Consider the following 16,602-nt stretch of genomic DNA (forward strand, 5'->3'; position numbering starts at 1 on the left):
AAACTCCGTTCAACGTTCAGCGTTCAGCGTTCAACGTTCGACTTAACGTCAACGGATGTGCCTGTTGTGGTCGTCGCGGCTACTTCTTCTGGGTCTGGGCCGGGGCCGCCGGGGCTGTGGGGGCGGCAGGCTTCGCGCCGGGGGCACCCTGGCCGCCCTGTGCTGCACCGCCGGGGCCGCCGTGACCTTCGGGGGACTGGAACGGCACCACCTTCACCGGAGTGCCGGGGCGCGCCTTCTGGATCCCCTCGAGAATCACCTTGTCGCCGGCCTTCAACCCGCCGCTTACGAGCCAGTTGTCACCCAGGGTGCGGGCCACCTGGACCGGACGCGGCTCCACCTTGTTCTCGGCGCCGACGACCATGACGATGGCCTGTCCGGCCGCATTCCTCGTCACACCACGCTGCGGCACCAGGATGGCCGCCTCGTTCACCCCCTCCTCGAGTACGGCACGTACGAACATGCCGGGGAGCAGGGTCTGCTTCGGGTTCGGGAAGACGGCGCGCACCGTGATCGAGCCGGTGCTCTGGTCCACGGTCACATCGGAGAACTTGAGGGTACCGGTTACCGGGTACTGGGTGCCGTCCTCGAGGAGGAGTTTCACCCGCGCCTCACCGGCCTTGTCGCGCTTCATGAGCCCCTGGGCCAGGCTCTGCTTCAGCTTCAGCATGTCCGAGCTCGACTGGGTCACGTCGACGTACATGGTGGAGAGCTGCTGGATGGTGGCGAGCGGCGCCGCCTGGTTCGCGGTGACCAGTGCACCGTCGGTTACGCTGGAACGCCCGATGCGCCCGGAGATGGGGGCGGTCACCCTCGTGTAGGCGAGGTTGATGCGCGCGCTTTCCACCTGGGCCTTGGCGGAGGCGACGTCGGCTTCGGCCTGCTTGAGGGCCGCGTAGGCGGAGTCGTAGTCCTGCTTGCTGACCGCGTTGATCTTCACGAGCTCACGAAAACGCTCTTCCTTCAGCTTCGCGGGAAGTACGTTCGCCTCGGCCCGCGCCTCGGCGGCCTTGGCGCTCGCGTAAGCCGCCTGGTAGGTGGCCGGATCGATCTGGTACAGCACCTGGCCTGCCTTGACGTCGCTCCCCTCGGTGAAGACGCGCTTCTGGATGATGCCGGTCACCTGGGGACGGACCTCGGCGATCAGGTACGGGGAGGTGCGCCCCGGAAGTTCGGTGGTCAAGGCAACGCGCTGCGGCTGGATCTCGATCACCCCGACTTCGGGGGGGCCCTGCGGCGGCCCGGCGGGCTGCTGCTTTTTGCCGCACCCGGCAAGGACCAGGGAGCCGCCCAACATGAGAACTACGGATAACAACTGTGCCCTGTACGTGATCTGCATATACACCTCGTTTGTTTTTTACTGCCTCGATAAAGGGTCTATGGCGGCTGAGCCACCTTACTTGCGTCTGAAGGAGACGATCAGAACGATGCCGCCCCAGGTCAGGGCGAACAGGATCAGACATAGTTTCATCAACATGACGTCAGTACCTCTTGCGAATGAACGGTCATTCCAAATTAGCGCCGCAGGGCGTCCCAGCAGGCGCCTACCACCTGCTCGATCAGGGCGTCGTCCAGCTTTATGAAGCCCAGGATGTGATCGCGGCAGATGTCGATCAGCGGCCCGAAGAAGAGCGAGAAGAGGATGGCGAGCTCCAGCGGCTTGAAGATCTGTTGCTGAAGCGCCTCCTGGAAAAGTTCGCTGATGACGTCCTTTCTACCCTCGCCGAAGATCTTCTCCCTCCTGTGGTCCACGCCGTACGGGGAGTTGTGGAACTGCTCCACGAAGCGCAGTTGCAAAGGCTCCCTGATCAGGTGGCGCACCAGCGCGGTCCCTATGTGCAGAAGGCGCTCGCGCACCGGACCGTTTTCGGGGTACCCCTGCATCATGACCTCGACGAAGCGCTCCTCTACGTTTTTGTAGATCCAGCGGATCAGGTCGTCCTTGTTCTCGAAGTAGCGGTAGATCGTTCCGGCGCCTACCCCCGCCTTCTCGGCGATCATCGCCATGGGGGCGCCGTGGAACCCCTGCTCGGCGACGAGTTCGAGCGCCGCCTGGATGATGAGCTCACGCTTGTCGCAACACTTCTCTGCCTTCTCACACTTTTCGGTCTTATCCATCGTCTTTCTCCCGCGGAATGAATCTTCATTCCTTATAGACCCGCACCGACGTGCCTGTCAATAAGGCAAAAGGGAAAATACGATTAAAAAGCCGTAAAGATCTGACAGTTGGCGCCCGCGACGCTCAGAGACCAACGGTTTGACTCCGCCTCGCTTTTGGAGTAGATTTGCGCCTTTGTTACAGCGCCACACGCAATGTCGCCTGAAAGGAAGAGCCATGATCGAACTGTTACGCAAACGCCGCAGCATACGGAAGTTTACCAGCGAGAAGGTTTCCGTCGAGGCCGTTGAAACACTCATAGAATCCGCTCTGAGAGCACCCGCCTCGCGCAGCATCAACCCGTGGGAGTTCATCGTCGTGGACGACCCGGAACTGCTTCAGAAGCTTTCCCTCTCCAAGCAGCACGGCTCGGAGTTTGTGGCACGCGCACCGCTTGCCATAGTGGTGTGTGCCGACGAAACCAAGTCCGACGTCTGGGTGGAGGACTGCTCGATCGCCGCGATCCTCATCCAGTGCACCGCCGTCTCGCTCGGCCTCGGAAGCTGTTGGGCCCAGATCCGCAACAGAAAGCACGACGCGCGGCAAAGCGCCGAGGCATACATCCGGGAGCTTCTCGCCCTCCCCGAAACGATCAAGGTCGAGTGCGTCCTGGGCATAGGGCACCCGGCCGAGCACCCGAGGCCGCTGCCGGCCGAAAAGCTGCAGCACGACAAGATCAGACGCAACCGCTGGGCCTGACAACTGCCACGCAAAGGGGGGCGCCGATTTGCGCGCCCCCTTCCTCCACTCCCTTTCCCACCCGAATTAAGAAAATCGCCTACAAGATAATCCGATGCATGCGGGCAGACCTCCAGCCCCCCTTCCTGCTAAATGTGACGCTACCACACATGCAGCAAGTCCTTATCAAGAAGGCGGTTTCGCCTCAGAAAGGGAGGGGTCCGCAGATGCCCGCAATGATTCGCGATCAAAAGGGGTTTACGCTCTTCGAGCTCATCGCCGTCATGCTCATCATAGGCGTTTTGGCCACGCTCGCCATCCCGCAGATGACCGCCTACCGGGAAAAGGCCTTCAACAGCGCCTCGGCGAGCGATTTGAAGAACCTCAAGGTCGGCATGGAGAGCTACGTTTTGGAAAACCAGGAATACCCTGCCGTAGTGGCATACCGGTAGGCCCGGGGAAAGGAGTGTGAGATGAAAAAGAGCATTGCCGTGATCTTTATGCTGTTCCCGTTCACAGCGGCGTACTGCGGCACCATGGGGAACAGCGATTTCAACAGAACCGGACTGACGCTCTACGGCGGCAGGGAAGGATCCACCGCGGACGTTGCCCTGCTGAAAAACTCGACCGGGGTGAAGCCGAGCATCAATACCACCAATGCAGGTTACGCGGCTATCATGCAGCACCAAAACGGTTCGCGTGCCTTCGGCATCGCATCAGACATCCAGACGGTTTACGCGAAGACGGTCGCGAAAGGGGTCTACGAGAAAGACCCTACTACGGCGGACGGTACTTTTTTCACCACCGGTTGTGCGTGGTCCGCAGACTGCAACCTGAAATAGCTCACCAACCAGATGCCCCCCCTTGTGGCGGCGGCCGTAAAAAAGAAAGGGGGGATGCCGCAGGCATCCCCCCTTTTATTGCTTCGAACCGAAAGCGGATCAGCGCCCCCTGAACTTGTAGGGCCACGCCATGATGCCGCCATCCATGAACTTCACGTTGGTGAACCCGGCGGCGTCGAGGATCTTCTGCGCCTCGTACCCCCTGAGGCTTATCTTGCAGAAGGTGACGATCTCCTTGTCCTTTGGGAGCTCCTCCAGCTTCTCGCGCAGCACGCCGAGAGGGATCAGCTTCGCCCCCTCGATGCCGATCTCGCCATGTTCGGCCGGCGAGCGGACGTCGAGCAGGATGAAATCCTCCTCTTCGTCGAGCTTGCGCTTCACCTCGCGGGCCGAAATACCGCGCGCGTGCCCGGAGAGCTTGTTCTTCATGATGTCGGCGGCGACGATAAGGTTGTCCATGGCGGCGCCGTACGGCGGCGCGTAGGCCAGGTCTAGCTGGGAGAGCTGCTCGGCGGTCGCCTTGAAGGTGATGGCGGCAGCAGCCGCGTCGAGGCGCTTGTCAACCGCCCCTTCGCCAGCCGCCTGCAGACCGAGGATACGGCCGGTGCTGCGGTCGGCAACGAGCTTCAGCATGATCGGCTTCGCCCCGGGGAAGAAGTGGGCCCGGTCCGGCGCCGGCGAGAGTACCGTTTCCACGTCGAAACCGTTTGCGCGCGCCTCGGTCTCGGTGAGCCCGGTTTTTCCCGCGTTGAAAGTGAAGACCTTCAAGATGCTGGTCCCGATGACGCCGGCGAAGGTCGCCTCGCCTCCGGCGGCGTTGATGCCGGCGACGCGCCCCTGCTTGTTGGCGGTGCTTCCGAGGGGAACGAAGACTTTCTTGCCGGTCACGAGGTGGGTCGTCTCGCAGCAGTCGCCGCAGGCGTAGATGTCGGGATCGCTCGTGCGCAGCATCTGGTCGACGGCGATCGCCCCGGTGGTGCCGATGGCGAGCCCCGCCTCACGGGCCAGCTGTACGTTCGGAGTGGCGCCTGGTGCCAGGACGACCAAATCGGCCTCGATTTCCCGCTCACCGACCATGACCTTGGCGACGCTACCTTCGCCTGCGAACCCGGTCACGGCGCACCCGGTGAGCACGGTCACCCCCTGCTGTTTCACGTGTTTTTCCACCGACGCGGCGACCTCGGCATCGAGCACACCAGGGAGCAACTGGTCACGCATCTCCACGAGGGTCACCTGCATCCCCTTTTGCCGCAACGCCTCGGCGGTCTCAAGGCCGATGAGCCCCCCACCGACGATGCAGGCAGCACGGCAGGAAAGAGCGCTTTCTTTCAGGAGTTCGGCGTCCTCGATGGACTTAACGGTGAGGATGTTCTTCAGGCCGACGTTTTCGATCTTGGGGACGAAAGGAGAACTGCCTGTAGCGAGGATCAGCTTGTCGTAGGGAAGCGATGTCTCGGCTCCGGCGCCCTCGCGCAGCCGTATCACCTTCGCTTCGCGGTCTATGCCGGTCACCTCGGTGTTGGTCTTGACCGACACCCCCTTCACCTTCTTGAAGAAGTTGGCGTCACGCACCACGCCGACCGGGGTGCTCATGAGTTCCTTCACGTCGGGAACCGTATCGGATACGTAATAAGGGATGCCGCAAGCGCCATAAGATATGAAGCTGCCGCGGTCGATCACGGTGATCTCCGCCCTCGGGTTGATCCTTCTGGCCTTTGCAGCCGCCTTGGCGCCGGCTGCGTTGGCGCCGACCACGACGATTCTCCTCTTCATCCACTTCTCCTTCTTTTACGACAATTCCAGGCCCGGCGATGGAACCGGACAAATCAACTACAGTCTGATGCTTTATGCGTTAGGTCGTAGCACCGCTAAGACGCGCCCCTTTTTCCCTTCAGGTCGATGACGATGCGCGCGAGCAGCAACGCAAACGGCCACGTATGCCAGAACAGGTCGAAAACATCCAGCGGCCTCGACAAGGTCCCTGCAAGAAGCATCCTCACCTTGCCGACCAGGTGCGGCTCCGGATAAAAGGGGGCAAAGCCGAGCAGCAACGCGACGGGAATAAGGGTTCCATAGCCGGGAAGACGCATTTTACGCACCCAAAATCCTCCGGTAAGAGACGGCCACCGTCCGCGGCGCCAGCCATTTTACCCGTTGTTTTGCCAACTCTCCTAGTGGAAATTGCACAATATACATTCGGTTTTCCTCATGTCAACAGATATTTACGGCACCCCCCTCCAAAATGCGCCGTATACGCTCCAGCGTTCGGCGGCCCCAGGAGACGTTGCCCCGGATATGCGAAAAAGGGAGGCCGAAGCCTCCCTTTTCCTTTGCAAATCGTCGCACCGACCGGCGCGATGCATCAGAACCTTCAGCCGCCGCTGAAACACTTGTTGTCCGAGCTCCCGGATGCGGCGAAGACGGACAACGCCTTTTTCACGTCACCGGACCCGCAGGCGGGGCAGTTTTTCTCCTCGACGGCGCTCCCTTTTTCCAGTTTCTCGAACTTCTGACCGCACGCGTTGCAGACGTACTCAAAGATAGGCATTTGCTCACGCTCCTTCTGTATACATTCAAACTTTCGAATATATTATATCCAGGGTAAGCAGGTGTCAAGGGTGATCTTACGAGGTCAGGCGCCGGCAGTCTCTCCAGGTATCGCCCATCGGCACGGTCGCCCCCCTCCGCTGCGCTCTCGTGGCGGCGCATGCGTGCGCAAGCAAAGGCTAGTACAAAACATTATTTTAGCTATGAGATTAATTTTAGTTGACCCAATCATTAAAAATGCTAGCATGGCCGATATTGCAAGGAATCGTGTCACGATAGAACGTTTTATTTCAATGTAATACAGTCACACTACACCCGAAGAGTAAGCTATCGCCAAAACCTAAAGCAGCAGAAAGAGGACCAGCCACTTGTCTTTGCAAATCCTCGTCATAAGCGATAACGATTCGTTCGCTGCTTATCTCTGCGGCCTGCTTCAGAGTGCGGGTCACACCCCACTCCCCGTCTGTCCTGCAGAAGAAGCGTTTCCGGCGGTCAGAAGACGGAAACCCGATCTGATCATCCTTGCGGTGGAGGCCTCAAGCGTCCCCTCGCTCGCGGTGGAACACAGGGTCCAGACCCCGCAAGGGCCGCGCTCGGTCCCGGTCATCGTCATATCAGACTGCCTGAGGCTCGAGGCGGAACTGCTCCAGGTGTTCGACTTCATCCCGACGCCGGTGGACGAGAAGCGCCTGTTCGACGACCTGGCCCTTGTCGCACTCAGAAAGTCCGGGCCCCAACAAGAGGAAGAACTTTCCTCCCGTCTGGCCTGCGCCTTCTCAAGACACATACTGAAGCATACCGGGCTGCACTTCGAGGCGCGCAACCAGGCGGCCCTGGCGCGCGGGCTGCGCAAGCGCATGGCGGCACTGCGCATGTGGAGCTTCGAAGAATACCTGCAGTACCTGAAGCTGCACGGCGAGGACCGTCACGAGCTCCAGCGGCTCCTGCAGTTTCTGACCGTGGGCGAGACGTACTTCTTCCGTTACCCGGCCCATTTCGATGTCTTGAGGGAGCGTCTCGCCCTTTTGAAGGACGCCCCTGCTCCGGTGCGTATCTGGTCGGCCGGTTGCTCCACCGGCGAGGAACCCTACTCCATCGCCATGACCGTGATGGAGGCGCTCCCCGACTGGAGGGAGCGTGACATTCGGATCATCGCCACCGACATCAACAACCGTTCGCTGAAGCGCGCCCGGGAGGGGGTGTACTCCCCGTGGTCGATGAGGATCACGAGACCTGATCAGGTGCAGCGCTACTTCAGGCGGGTCGGCGAGAGTTTTCTGATCCGGGACGAGGTGAAGCAGCTCGTGCAGTTCTCGCACCTGAACCTCTCCGCCCCATGCCACGAGCCGCTTTGCGAGGAGTTGCAGGGACTCGACGCCATCTTCTGTCGCAACGTCCTCATCTATTTCACCACGCAAAGCGCGGAGCAGATGCTGGAGCGCTTTGCCGACGCTCTTGCCCCCGGGGGGCTCCTCTTCCTCGGGCACTCCGAAACGCTCCTGCAGCATGAAGGGCTCCCCTTGAGCCTCAGGCGCCAGGAGCGGAGCTTCTATTACGTGAAGGGGGGGCAGCCGCAAAGGGAGCGCCGCGACCCGGGTACACCGCAGCCGGAGTGGGAGCTGACACCTGAGCAGATGCGGCTTGCCGCGGCCTGGCTTGCTGCGCAGGCGCCGAGCGTAGATACAGGTCCGACAGGTCCGACAGGTCCGACAGATCAGGCCGGTCTTGCGGTGCAGGCGGGGCAGTCACAGGACCAGCCGACAACCGACTCCGACCTCCCTATTCTCCCCCCAGCTTCCGCCATGCGCGACGACTCGGACCTCTGCCGCCAGGCCCGCGAGCTTTTCGACCGGGAGGAGTTCGAAGCCGCCCTGGCGCTACTTGAGCAGCTGCCTCAAGAGAAGCCGGAGTACGCCGAGGCGCTTGTTCTCACCGGGTTCATCCTTGCCGGCAAGGGAGAGCTTCCCCGTGCCATGGATAGCTGCGAGCGCGCCCTGAAGCTCAACGACCTCCTGGCGGAGGCGTACTTTCTCAAGGGGGTGCTCCTGGACGCCGAGGACCGTCTTGCCGAGGCTGCCGCCGAGTACCGAAAGGCGCTTCTTCTGGACCATGACTTCATCATGCCGCGCTACCACATGGGGCGGCTGCACCTGCGCCAAGGACGCGTGAACGACGCGGCCCGCGAGCTCAGAAACAGCATCAGGATCCTCTCCCGGTTGAGCGACGACCAGACCATCCCCTTCTCGGGGGGGCTGACCCGGGCGGTCTGCATGGTGCAGCTGCAAAACGAGCTGGCACGGGTGGCGTGACAAACGGCCGCAAGGCCCCCGCGAGGTAGACGATGGCAACCGGCAACGACAACGGATACGACATCCGCAGCATATTGAACCAGATGCGCGAGGAGTACTGGGAAGCGCTTTCCGAGGAGGAGAGCGAAGCGAAGCAGATGCTCGAATGCCTCGTTTTCACCCTGGGTGGAGAACGCTACGCCTTCGAGACACACTTCGCCTGCGAGGTGATCCGCATCCCGAAGCTCATCCGGGTCCCCGCGGTGCAAAGCCTCGTCACCGGGATTTTCAACCTGCGCGGCGACATCACCGCGGCGATCGACATCCGCCCCATGCTGGGGCTCGCACAGCCGGAGTTAGGCCCCACCGGGAGGATCCTCGTCGTGCGCGGCGACCTCTTCTCGACCGGCATCCTGGTGGAGGCGGCGCACGGGGTGCAGCCCCTCGACCTGGAACAGTTCGAGACCGCGACGGCGGGGCTCTCAGCCGAAAGGAAACAGTTCATCCGGGGGCACTTCAACCTCGAGGAGGGGGCGATCCTGCTCCTCGACATGGAGGCCCTCCTTGCCGCGCCGGAGCTTTTGGTGGGCGAGGCATAACCGCACTGGCTCCCTTTGAGGGGCCGATAAAATACGAGACCGGGGTTCGACATGTCCAACAAGCTATCGGTAAAAATCGTCAGCGTGCTCATCATGGTCATGGTGGTCATCATGACCGCCTTCTCGATCTACTTCGTCCGCTCGCGCCGCGCCAACATGGAGCAGGAGCTTCTCTCCAAGGGACGCATCCTCGCGCAGACCGGCGCGCGCTCCATGGAGCGGATCCTCGAGGAGGCGGTGGCGAACGGCAACCTCACCATGGAGCAGCTCTTCGACGAGCACTACGTGCCGATACCGAACACCGAGCCGCAGAAGTACCACACCCAGTTCGACCGGTTCATGGACCAGGCGGTGCAGCCCCTCGAAGACGAGTTCCTGCACGACGACCAGATCGTCTTCGCCGTCCTCACCGACCGAAACGGCTACATCGCTACTCACAATTCCAAGTACTCGGTGCCGCTTACCGGTGACCGGGAGAAGGACAAGATCAACAACCGCACCAAGCGTATCTTCAGCGACCCTGTGGGGATTGCGGCATCCAAGAACCGGGAGCCTTACTTTAAGCAGGTGTACCAGCGCGACACCGGCGAGACCATGTGGGACCTCTCCTCCCCGGTCTTCGTCAGGGGCAAGCACTGGGGCTCCTTCCGGATCGGCTTCTCCATGGTGAAGACCGAACAGAAAGGGGCCGAGCTCAGAAACCAGATCGTCGGGAGCATGGCGATCCTGCTCGCTGTTGCGAGCGTCACCATCCTCCTCGTGGTGAGCCGCGCGGTGCGGCCCCTTTTGCAGCTCACCGAGAAGGCGCACAAGATAACCGGCGGCGACCTGGACGAGACCATCCCCGTGGAGAGTAACGATGAGATAGGTGAACTCGCCGAGGCCTTCAACGTGATGACCACGGTCATCGTGCGCGACCTGAAAGACGAGATCGGCCGCAGCGGCCGCCTGATCGCCTCGGTCAAGGAGGCGGTGATCCAACTCTCCAGCGCCGCCAACGAGATGATGGCGATCAGCGCCCAACAGGCCTCCGGCTCGACCCAGCAGGCAAGCGCGGTCCAGGAGGTGACCACCACGAGCGAGGAGATCGCCATCACCGCCAAGATGATCACGGCCAACTCGAAGAGCGTGGAGACGGTGGCCGAAGACACCACGAAGAACTGCAACGGCGGTCGCGAAGACGTCGTGAACGCCATCGACGGGATGGGACAGGTGCGAAGCCAGGTGCAGAGCATCGCGAAGAGCATGCTGGAGCTTGGCGAGAACAGCCAGAAGATCGGCGGCATCGTGGAGATCATCGACGAGATCAGCGACCAGACGAACCTCCTCGCCCTGAACGCCGCCATCGAGGCGGCGGGTGCCGGCGAGGCGGGCAAGCGCTTCGCCATCGTGGCCCAGGAGGTGAAGCGGTTGGCCGACCGCACCGTCGATGCGACGCGCCAGATCAAGGGGCTCATCAGCGAAATCCAGCGCGCCACCAACAACACCATCATGGTGACCGAGGAGGGGACCAAGGCGGTCGACGCCGCTTCGCACCTGGTGGACAAGGTGCAGTACTCCTTCGCCACGATCCAGGCGACCGCACAGGAGACGGTGAGGACGGCCAAGGAGATCACCCTCTCCACCCAGCAGCAGACCTCCGCCTGCGAGCAGATGGCGGAGACCATGAGCGAGGTGCGCGACGTGGCGCAGCAGGTGGCGCTCTCCGCACACGAAACCGAGCGTGCCATCGCCGAGATCCTGGAACTCGCCCAGAGGCTCAAGGAGATCACCGAGGAAGAGGCCTAGATGGGAAACCGGTACCTCGAGATCTTCTGCCGGGAGGCGGAGGAACATCTCGCCTCGCTGCAAAGCGGCCTTTTGGTGCTGGAGAAGAACCCGGCGCGGACCGAGCTTTTGCACGAGCTTTTGAGAAACGCGCACACCCTTAAGGGGTCGGCGCGCATGGTGGGGCTTGCCGACATAAGCGCCATCACCCACACCATGGAGGAGCTCCTGAAGGGGATGGAGCAGGGCCTTCGCCGCGTGGATGCCGGGACGATCGACCTTTTGCTGAAGGGTGCCGACGCGGTGGCCCTCATCACCTCGGCTCTCATGCGGGGCGTTCCACCGGACATCGACGTGGAGCGCTTCGTCGCCGAGTACGAGCGGGGAGAATCGGGACGGCTTTTGCCGGCCGAGCCGCTCGAGGCGAAGGCGGAGGGAGCGGTCGCGGATACGGTGCGCGCCGACGTGAAGACCCTCGACAACCTGGTGAACCTGGTCGGCGAGATGATCATCAACAGAAAGCGCCTCGAGGCGAAGCTCGACGGGCTGAAGGAGCTCTGCTACGAGCTCCCCCCCGAGAAGGCGGCCCCCTTCACCGCCTTTCGCGGGGAGTTGGAGGAGGACATCCTCTACCTCGGCTTTTTGATCCAGGACCTGCACGAAAAGGCGATGGGGCTCAGGATGCTGCCGCTAAAGACCATCTCGGACGGTCTCGAACGGCTCGTGCGCGACCTCTCGCTGCAGCTTTCCCGCGAGGTGCAGTTCGAGATCGAGGGGCAGGGAATCGAGATGGACCGGGTGCTCCTCGACGGGCTGAAGCCCATCCTCATCCACCTGCTGACCAACGCCTTAAGCCACGGCATCGAGCCCCCGGAGGCGCGCGAAAAGGCGGGCAAGCCGCGCCGGGGGAGCGTCCTTTTAAGCGCGCGCCACGAAGGGAATTCGGTGCTCGTCGAGGTGCGGGACGACGGGCGCGGCATGGACCCTGCCGCAATCAAGGCCGCCGCGGTATCCCGCGGCGTCATCGAGGCGCGCGAGGCCGAGGGGCTAACCGACGAGGAGGCCCTCTACCTCACCTTCCGCCCGGGCTTTTCCACCGCCGAGATCGTCACCGACATCTCCGGGCGCGGGGTCGGCATGGACGTGGTCAAGAAGAACATCGAGCGCGTCAAGGGTAACGTGACGCTGTCGAGCGAGACCGGCCGGTTCACCCGGGTGACCCTGCAGCTGCCGCTCACCCTCTCGGTGCTGGACGCGCTCATCATCACCTGCGGCGACGAGACCTTCGCCGTCCCCGCCACCTATCTGCAGGAGATACTGAAGGTGCGCCCGTCGGAAATCACCACCATGGGGACGGACGAGGTGATCAAGGTGCGCGGGGCCACCACGCCTCTTTACAGCCTGGCAGGGATGCTGGGACTCCCGGCGCGGCGCGACGCGGGGGACGCCCCGCTGCCGGTCCTGGTGCTCAAGCACTGCGACCAGAGGATCGCCTGCATCGTCGAAAGCCACGTGGGGTACTCCGAGGTGGTGGTCAAGGGGCTCGGCAAGCAGTTCGGAACCGTCCGCTACCTCTTCGGCGCCACCATCATGGGGGACGGCAACCCCGCCCTGATACTGAACGTGCCGGACCTCTTCCAGCCCGGAGGGGGTGCGCCGCGCGCCGTCCTCTCTCCCGAGGAGGAAGCGGCCGCCAGGCGCCGTCCGAAGGTCCTGGTCGTCGACGACTCGATCACCACCCGCACCATGGAGCAGAGCATCCTCGCGGGCCAGGGGTACCACGTGGTGACCGCGGTCTCGGGCGAGGACGCCATGGAGAAGAGCGCGGCCGAATCTTTCGACCTCATCATCTCGGACGTGGAAATGCCGGGGATGAACGGTTTCGAGCTCACCCGGCTCCTGCGCGCCTCGGAGACGTACCAGGAGACCCCGATCATCATCGTGTCGTCGCTGTCGCGTGACGAGGACAAGCGGCAGGCGCTTCAGGCGGGGGCGCAGGCCTATATCGTTAAGGGCGCCTTCGACCAGGGGCTTTTGCTGGAAACGGTGCAGATGCTCATAGGGTGACCGGGAAGGGGCGCGGAAGCGCCCGATGAAAAGGAGCGACATGACCACGAGGATTGTGCTGGCGGACGATTCCCTCCTCGCGCGCCGGCTTTTGAAAGACATGCTGCACGGCGTGGACGGCATCGAGGTGGTGGCCGAGGCGGCCGACGGCGTGCAGGCGGTCGAGCTGACCCAGTCACTCGCCCCGGACCTCGTGGTCATGGACCTGCTCATGCCCGTTCTGGACGGGTTGGACGCCATCGAGGAGATCATGTCCCAGACCCCTACCCCGGTCCTCGTCCTCTCCGGCAACGTCGAGGCGAACGAGGTGGACCGCGCCTTCGCCGCCATCAAGCGGGGCGCCCTGGACGTCATGGAGAAACCGCTTTTGGAGGACGAGGCGTCGCTGGAACTATTCGCCCGGACGCTCAGGGAGAAGATCCTTTTCCTCTCGAGGATCCGAGTGATCCGGCACCCAAGGCGCAGGTTGCGGCTCCCCGAGGCGATCCCTCCCCCGCACGGCGGCGCCGGCCACACCATCCTCGCCATCGGCGCGTCAACCGGGGGACCGAAGGCGGTGATGCGGCTTTTGAAGTCGCTTCCCGCGGGTTTCCCGGGAACCGTCTTCGTGGTGCAGCACATAGCCCCCGGGTTCGCACGGGGCTACGCCAAGTGGCTGGACAGGGAGTGCGCCCTGCCGGTCACCACGGCCCGGGACGGTGCCTCGTGCAGCTCCGGCGAGGTACTGGTCGCGCCCGACGGCAGCCACCTCACCCTCGACAACGGCACGATCCGCCTGGTCGACACCCCCCCGGTGAACTGCTGCCGCCCCTCCATCGACGTCTTCTTCTCGTCGCTCGCCCGGCAGCGCTGCGATCAGGTCGTGGCGGTGCTGCTGACCGGCATGGGAAGAGACGGCGCGCAGGGGATGCTGCGCATCCGTGAGGCGGGGGGGACCACCATCGTGCAGGACGAGCCCTCCTGCGCCGTCTTCGGCATGCCCAAGGCCGCCATCACCCTGGACGCCGTGGATCGGGTGGTCCCGCTGGACCTGATCCCCGCCGTCCTGGAACGACTCTTCGGAGATGTACGCACCGCCCCCTCATCGGGCGCCCCAGCGCCCGTTACCTGACATAAAGGAGCCACCATGAACGAGAAGATCCTCATCATAGACGACAGCGAGCTCGTGCTCGCCATGGCGAAAGACGCGCTGGAGCAGGCAGGATACCTGGTGCTTACCGCCACCAACGGCATCGAGGCGAATCGGTACATCTTCTCCAAGGAGAGGCCGGACCTGATCATCATGGACATCATGATGCCGATGCTGGACGGGAACAAAAAGGCGAAGCTCTTGAAGGAGAACGAGGTGAGCCGCGACATCCCGATCCTGCTCCTCTCCTCGAAGAGCGAAGCGGAGATGCGCGCCTTGATGGCCGAGGCCGGCGCGAACGGTTACATCCTGAAGCCCTTCACCGCGGCGCAGATCACCGACACGGTACGCAGCTGTCTGGCCCAGGCCTGAGGGAGAGTGCGGTCCGGCGCGCGAGAGCTAAAGCGGCGCAGGTTGTAAAAAAACGAACAGTGCATTTTTTTACCCGGCCGCCGCAAAGGTGCGAAAGTGCGCGGTTTAGCAGAAGGGGCACCCTGAAGGTGTAAATTTTTTCACACTCCCGCCGCGCGGCGACCCCACCCGAGTGTCGCCATAACATGCCGTTTCCACATGATTTTTCCCGATCTCCGCCTTGGCATACATATTGGAATAAGGTCCCTGTTGTCGATGCCATCGTTACCGGGAGAGGATCATGGACCAACAGTACAGCATCATCAATCAGTGCCTCCAACTGCTGAAGCAAAGCGACATGCCTACCATAAAGAAGCTGCGGGTGGAGATCCAACTCATCCAGATGAAGAGGCTATTGCTGAACGACGCCCTGACCAACGAGGTAGTCAAGGGCTCCTGCGGCGAGGATGTCTTTGAGGGGCTCTTGAGCCAGATGCGCAGGATTTGCGGTGAAGGGTACCACGGCGATGCACTCACCGACCTGATGGAGCGGATCGGGGGTATGCTGACCGTCCTAGGCGGTGAACACGTCCACCACTAGCAGGAGGCGGCCGGGAGCGTCACGGTGGCGAGGGTCCCCTCGCCCGGGCGAGAAGTAAGCTCCAGACTGCCGCCATGCTCGGCGACGATGTACTGGGAGATGTAGAGCCCGAGGCCGCTGCCGCCGCGCTCAAGCTTCGTCGAATAGAAGGGCTCGAAAAGCCGTTCCATCGTTTCAGGCGCTATGCCGCTGCCGTTGTCACGCACCTCGACCAACACCTCATCTCCCCCCGCCTTGCAGCGGGTGGTAAGGCGGATCTCCCCCTGGCCGCCGGTGAAGGACTGCATGGCGTTCAGGATGAGGTTGATGAGCACCTGCTCGATCTGCTGCTGGCTGCCGGCGACGACCGGCAACCCGGTGCCCAGGGAGGTCTGGAGCTGGATGTCCTTGTTGGTCTGGCAGGCAAGCACCGACAACGCCGCGCCGACCGCCGCGTTCACGTCCAGCTTCTGGTGCTGCCGCACGGTGGAGCCTACCCCGTAGTCCCTCAGCCCCTGCACCACCATGGCGATCCGCTCCGAGTTCTCCACGATCTTTCCCGTGTTTTCAACCAGAACGAGCCGCGCCTTGTGGTACGGCACCCCTCCGAGGTAGAAGTCCCCCTCTTCCTGCCATACCCCGTCCAGAAGCGGCAGCGCATCAGCCAGCATCTTGCCGATCATGTGCCCGGAAAAGCGGATCGAAGCGTTCGGGTTGTTGATCTCGTGCGCCATCGAGGAGAGCAAAAGCCCGAGCGAGGTCATCTTGTTGGTCTGGATAAGCCGCGCCATGACCCGCTTCTTCTCCTCCTGCACCTCGAGTTTCATCGCTTTGAGGAGCTCCTCCTGCAGCGCGAGGTTCTCCAGCTCGCGCAACTCCAGCGACGCGGCCATGGCGTTTATGGCGTTAGCGGCGCGACCGAGTTCGTCGTCGCCATCAAGATCGACGCGTGCCGAAAGCTTCCCCGAGCCGATCTCCTCGATCCCCCCCAGAAGGAGATTGAAGGAACCGGTCACCCGCTTCAGGACGTGGTAGCTCAGCAGCGAGACCGCGACCCAGAAAAGGGTCCCGATACCGAGGGAGGCGCCTACCAGGGTGAGCACCCGCTCGCGCTCCCCGGTGGTATCGAGCCTCAGGCGCACCTCTCCGATGACCCGCTCCTCGTTCCCCTCCCGGTGACCAAGAAGCGCCGACTCGGGAGAAAGACCGCTCGGCAGGCTGATGGGCACCACCATGGTGACGGCGTCGTCCGGGATGCGGTCCGACTTCAACTGCCGTGCGCAGACCCTCCCCTCGCGGTCGCTGATCGAGACGGAGAGCACCGAAGGATAGCGAGCGGTACTCTCGGCAAGCGACTCGAGCGCCTTCACGTTCTCGGCGAAAAGCGGCAGCCGCGCGTTGTGCGCAAGGATAGTGGCAAGGAGTTTTCCCTCGCGTTCCAGGTTACTGCGGTACGCTCCCGCCTCGGTGACAACGTAGAAGGAAACGAAGGCGGCGGTAAGAAGCGCAATGGTCCCGGTGAAGATCAGGTAGAGACGGAAACGAAAGCTCTTCGCGTAGGGAGGGAGCCTGAGTTTTTTCCTCCTCATCTTCATC

At 62.7% G+C, this 16,602-nt stretch carries 16 protein-coding genes; 10 read left to right on the plus strand and 6 right to left on the minus strand.

Annotated features, from left to right (window positions below; all coding sequences use genetic code 11):
* Nucleotides 1-79: 79 nt before the first annotated feature.
* Complete coding sequence (locus tag D6Z24_RS06540; protein WP_129125762.1) at nt 80-1,339, minus strand: efflux RND transporter periplasmic adaptor subunit; 1,260 nt, start codon at nt 1,337-1,339, stop codon at nt 80-82.
* Nucleotides 1,340-1,515: 176 nt separating this feature from the next.
* Nucleotides 1,516-2,118, minus strand: a complete 603-nt coding sequence (locus D6Z24_RS06545) for a TetR/AcrR family transcriptional regulator (RefSeq protein WP_129125763.1) — start codon at nt 2,116-2,118, stop codon at nt 1,516-1,518.
* Between the two features lie 217 nt (nt 2,119-2,335).
* On the opposite strand from D6Z24_RS06545, the gene D6Z24_RS06550 reads away from it, so the two are divergent.
* The 3 genes from D6Z24_RS06550 (at nt 2,336) to D6Z24_RS06560 (ending at nt 3,678) form a co-directional block, all read left to right on the plus strand.
* Nucleotides 2,336-2,857 (plus strand): nitroreductase family protein, encoded by a 522-nt coding sequence (locus D6Z24_RS06550; protein WP_129125764.1) that lies wholly within the window; start codon nt 2,336-2,338, stop codon nt 2,855-2,857.
* 206 nt (nt 2,858-3,063) lie between these two features.
* Nucleotides 3,064-3,288, plus strand: coding sequence for a type IV pilin protein (locus D6Z24_RS06555; RefSeq protein WP_129125765.1), 225 nt, complete (start codon nt 3,064-3,066; stop codon nt 3,286-3,288).
* A gap of 21 nt (nt 3,289-3,309) precedes the next feature.
* Entirely contained in the window at nt 3,310-3,678 is a 369-nt protein-coding gene (locus tag D6Z24_RS06560; RefSeq protein WP_129125766.1) for a hypothetical protein, read from the plus strand.
* A 99-nt stretch (nt 3,679-3,777) separates the two neighbouring features.
* Here D6Z24_RS06560 and D6Z24_RS06565 read toward each other — a convergent pair whose 3' ends face one another.
* From D6Z24_RS06565 to D6Z24_RS06575, 3 genes are all read right to left on the minus strand, one after another.
* Nucleotides 3,778-5,451: an FAD-dependent oxidoreductase gene (locus tag D6Z24_RS06565; protein ID WP_129125767.1), complete on the minus strand. Its 1,674-nt coding sequence runs from the start codon at nt 5,449-5,451 to the stop codon at nt 3,778-3,780.
* A gap of 95 nt (nt 5,452-5,546) precedes the next feature.
* Nucleotides 5,547-5,768: an RND transporter gene (locus D6Z24_RS06570; RefSeq protein WP_129126093.1), complete on the minus strand. Its 222-nt coding sequence runs from the start codon at nt 5,766-5,768 to the stop codon at nt 5,547-5,549.
* A gap of 281 nt (nt 5,769-6,049) precedes the next feature.
* Nucleotides 6,050-6,226: an FmdB family zinc ribbon protein gene (locus tag D6Z24_RS06575; protein ID WP_129125768.1), complete on the minus strand. Its 177-nt coding sequence runs from the start codon at nt 6,224-6,226 to the stop codon at nt 6,050-6,052.
* A gap of 367 nt (nt 6,227-6,593) precedes the next feature.
* Between D6Z24_RS06575 and D6Z24_RS06580 the strand changes: the two genes are divergently transcribed.
* The 7 genes from D6Z24_RS06580 (at nt 6,594) to D6Z24_RS06610 (ending at nt 15,027) form a co-directional block, all read left to right on the plus strand.
* Nucleotides 6,594-8,534: a CheR family methyltransferase gene (locus D6Z24_RS06580; RefSeq protein WP_129125769.1), complete on the plus strand. Its 1,941-nt coding sequence runs from the start codon at nt 6,594-6,596 to the stop codon at nt 8,532-8,534.
* A gap of 32 nt (nt 8,535-8,566) precedes the next feature.
* Nucleotides 8,567-9,112, plus strand: a complete 546-nt coding sequence (locus tag D6Z24_RS06585) for a chemotaxis protein CheW (protein WP_129125770.1) — start codon at nt 8,567-8,569, stop codon at nt 9,110-9,112.
* Between the two features lie 51 nt (nt 9,113-9,163).
* The gene (locus D6Z24_RS06590; RefSeq protein ID WP_129125771.1) at nt 9,164-10,900 is read left to right on the plus strand and encodes a methyl-accepting chemotaxis protein; all 1,737 of its coding nucleotides are present in this window, start codon (nt 9,164-9,166) and stop codon (nt 10,898-10,900) included.
* The gene (locus tag D6Z24_RS06595) at nt 10,901-12,946 is read left to right on the plus strand and encodes a hybrid sensor histidine kinase/response regulator (protein ID WP_129125772.1); all 2,046 of its coding nucleotides are present in this window, start codon (nt 10,901-10,903) and stop codon (nt 12,944-12,946) included.
* Between the two features lie 40 nt (nt 12,947-12,986).
* Nucleotides 12,987-14,057: a chemotaxis-specific protein-glutamate methyltransferase CheB gene (gene cheB, locus D6Z24_RS06600; protein WP_129125773.1), complete on the plus strand. Its 1,071-nt coding sequence runs from the start codon at nt 12,987-12,989 to the stop codon at nt 14,055-14,057.
* A gap of 15 nt (nt 14,058-14,072) precedes the next feature.
* Nucleotides 14,073-14,447: a response regulator gene (locus D6Z24_RS06605; protein WP_129125774.1), complete on the plus strand. Its 375-nt coding sequence runs from the start codon at nt 14,073-14,075 to the stop codon at nt 14,445-14,447.
* Between the two features lie 280 nt (nt 14,448-14,727).
* Nucleotides 14,728-15,027 (plus strand): hypothetical protein, encoded by a 300-nt coding sequence (locus D6Z24_RS06610; RefSeq protein ID WP_129125775.1) that lies wholly within the window; start codon nt 14,728-14,730, stop codon nt 15,025-15,027.
* Here D6Z24_RS06610 and D6Z24_RS06615 read toward each other — a convergent pair.
* Nucleotides 15,024-16,601 (minus strand): sensor histidine kinase, encoded by a 1,578-nt coding sequence (locus D6Z24_RS06615; RefSeq protein WP_246014588.1) that lies wholly within the window; start codon nt 16,599-16,601, stop codon nt 15,024-15,026. The two genes, D6Z24_RS06610 and D6Z24_RS06615, sit on opposite strands and share 4 nt — an antisense overlap.
* Between the last annotated feature and the right edge of the window lies 1 nt (nt 16,602).

It is taken from the genome of Geomonas oryzae (assembly GCF_004117875.1).
GTDB classification, from domain to species: Bacteria; Desulfobacterota; Desulfuromonadia; order Geobacterales; family Geobacteraceae; genus Geomonas; species Geomonas oryzae.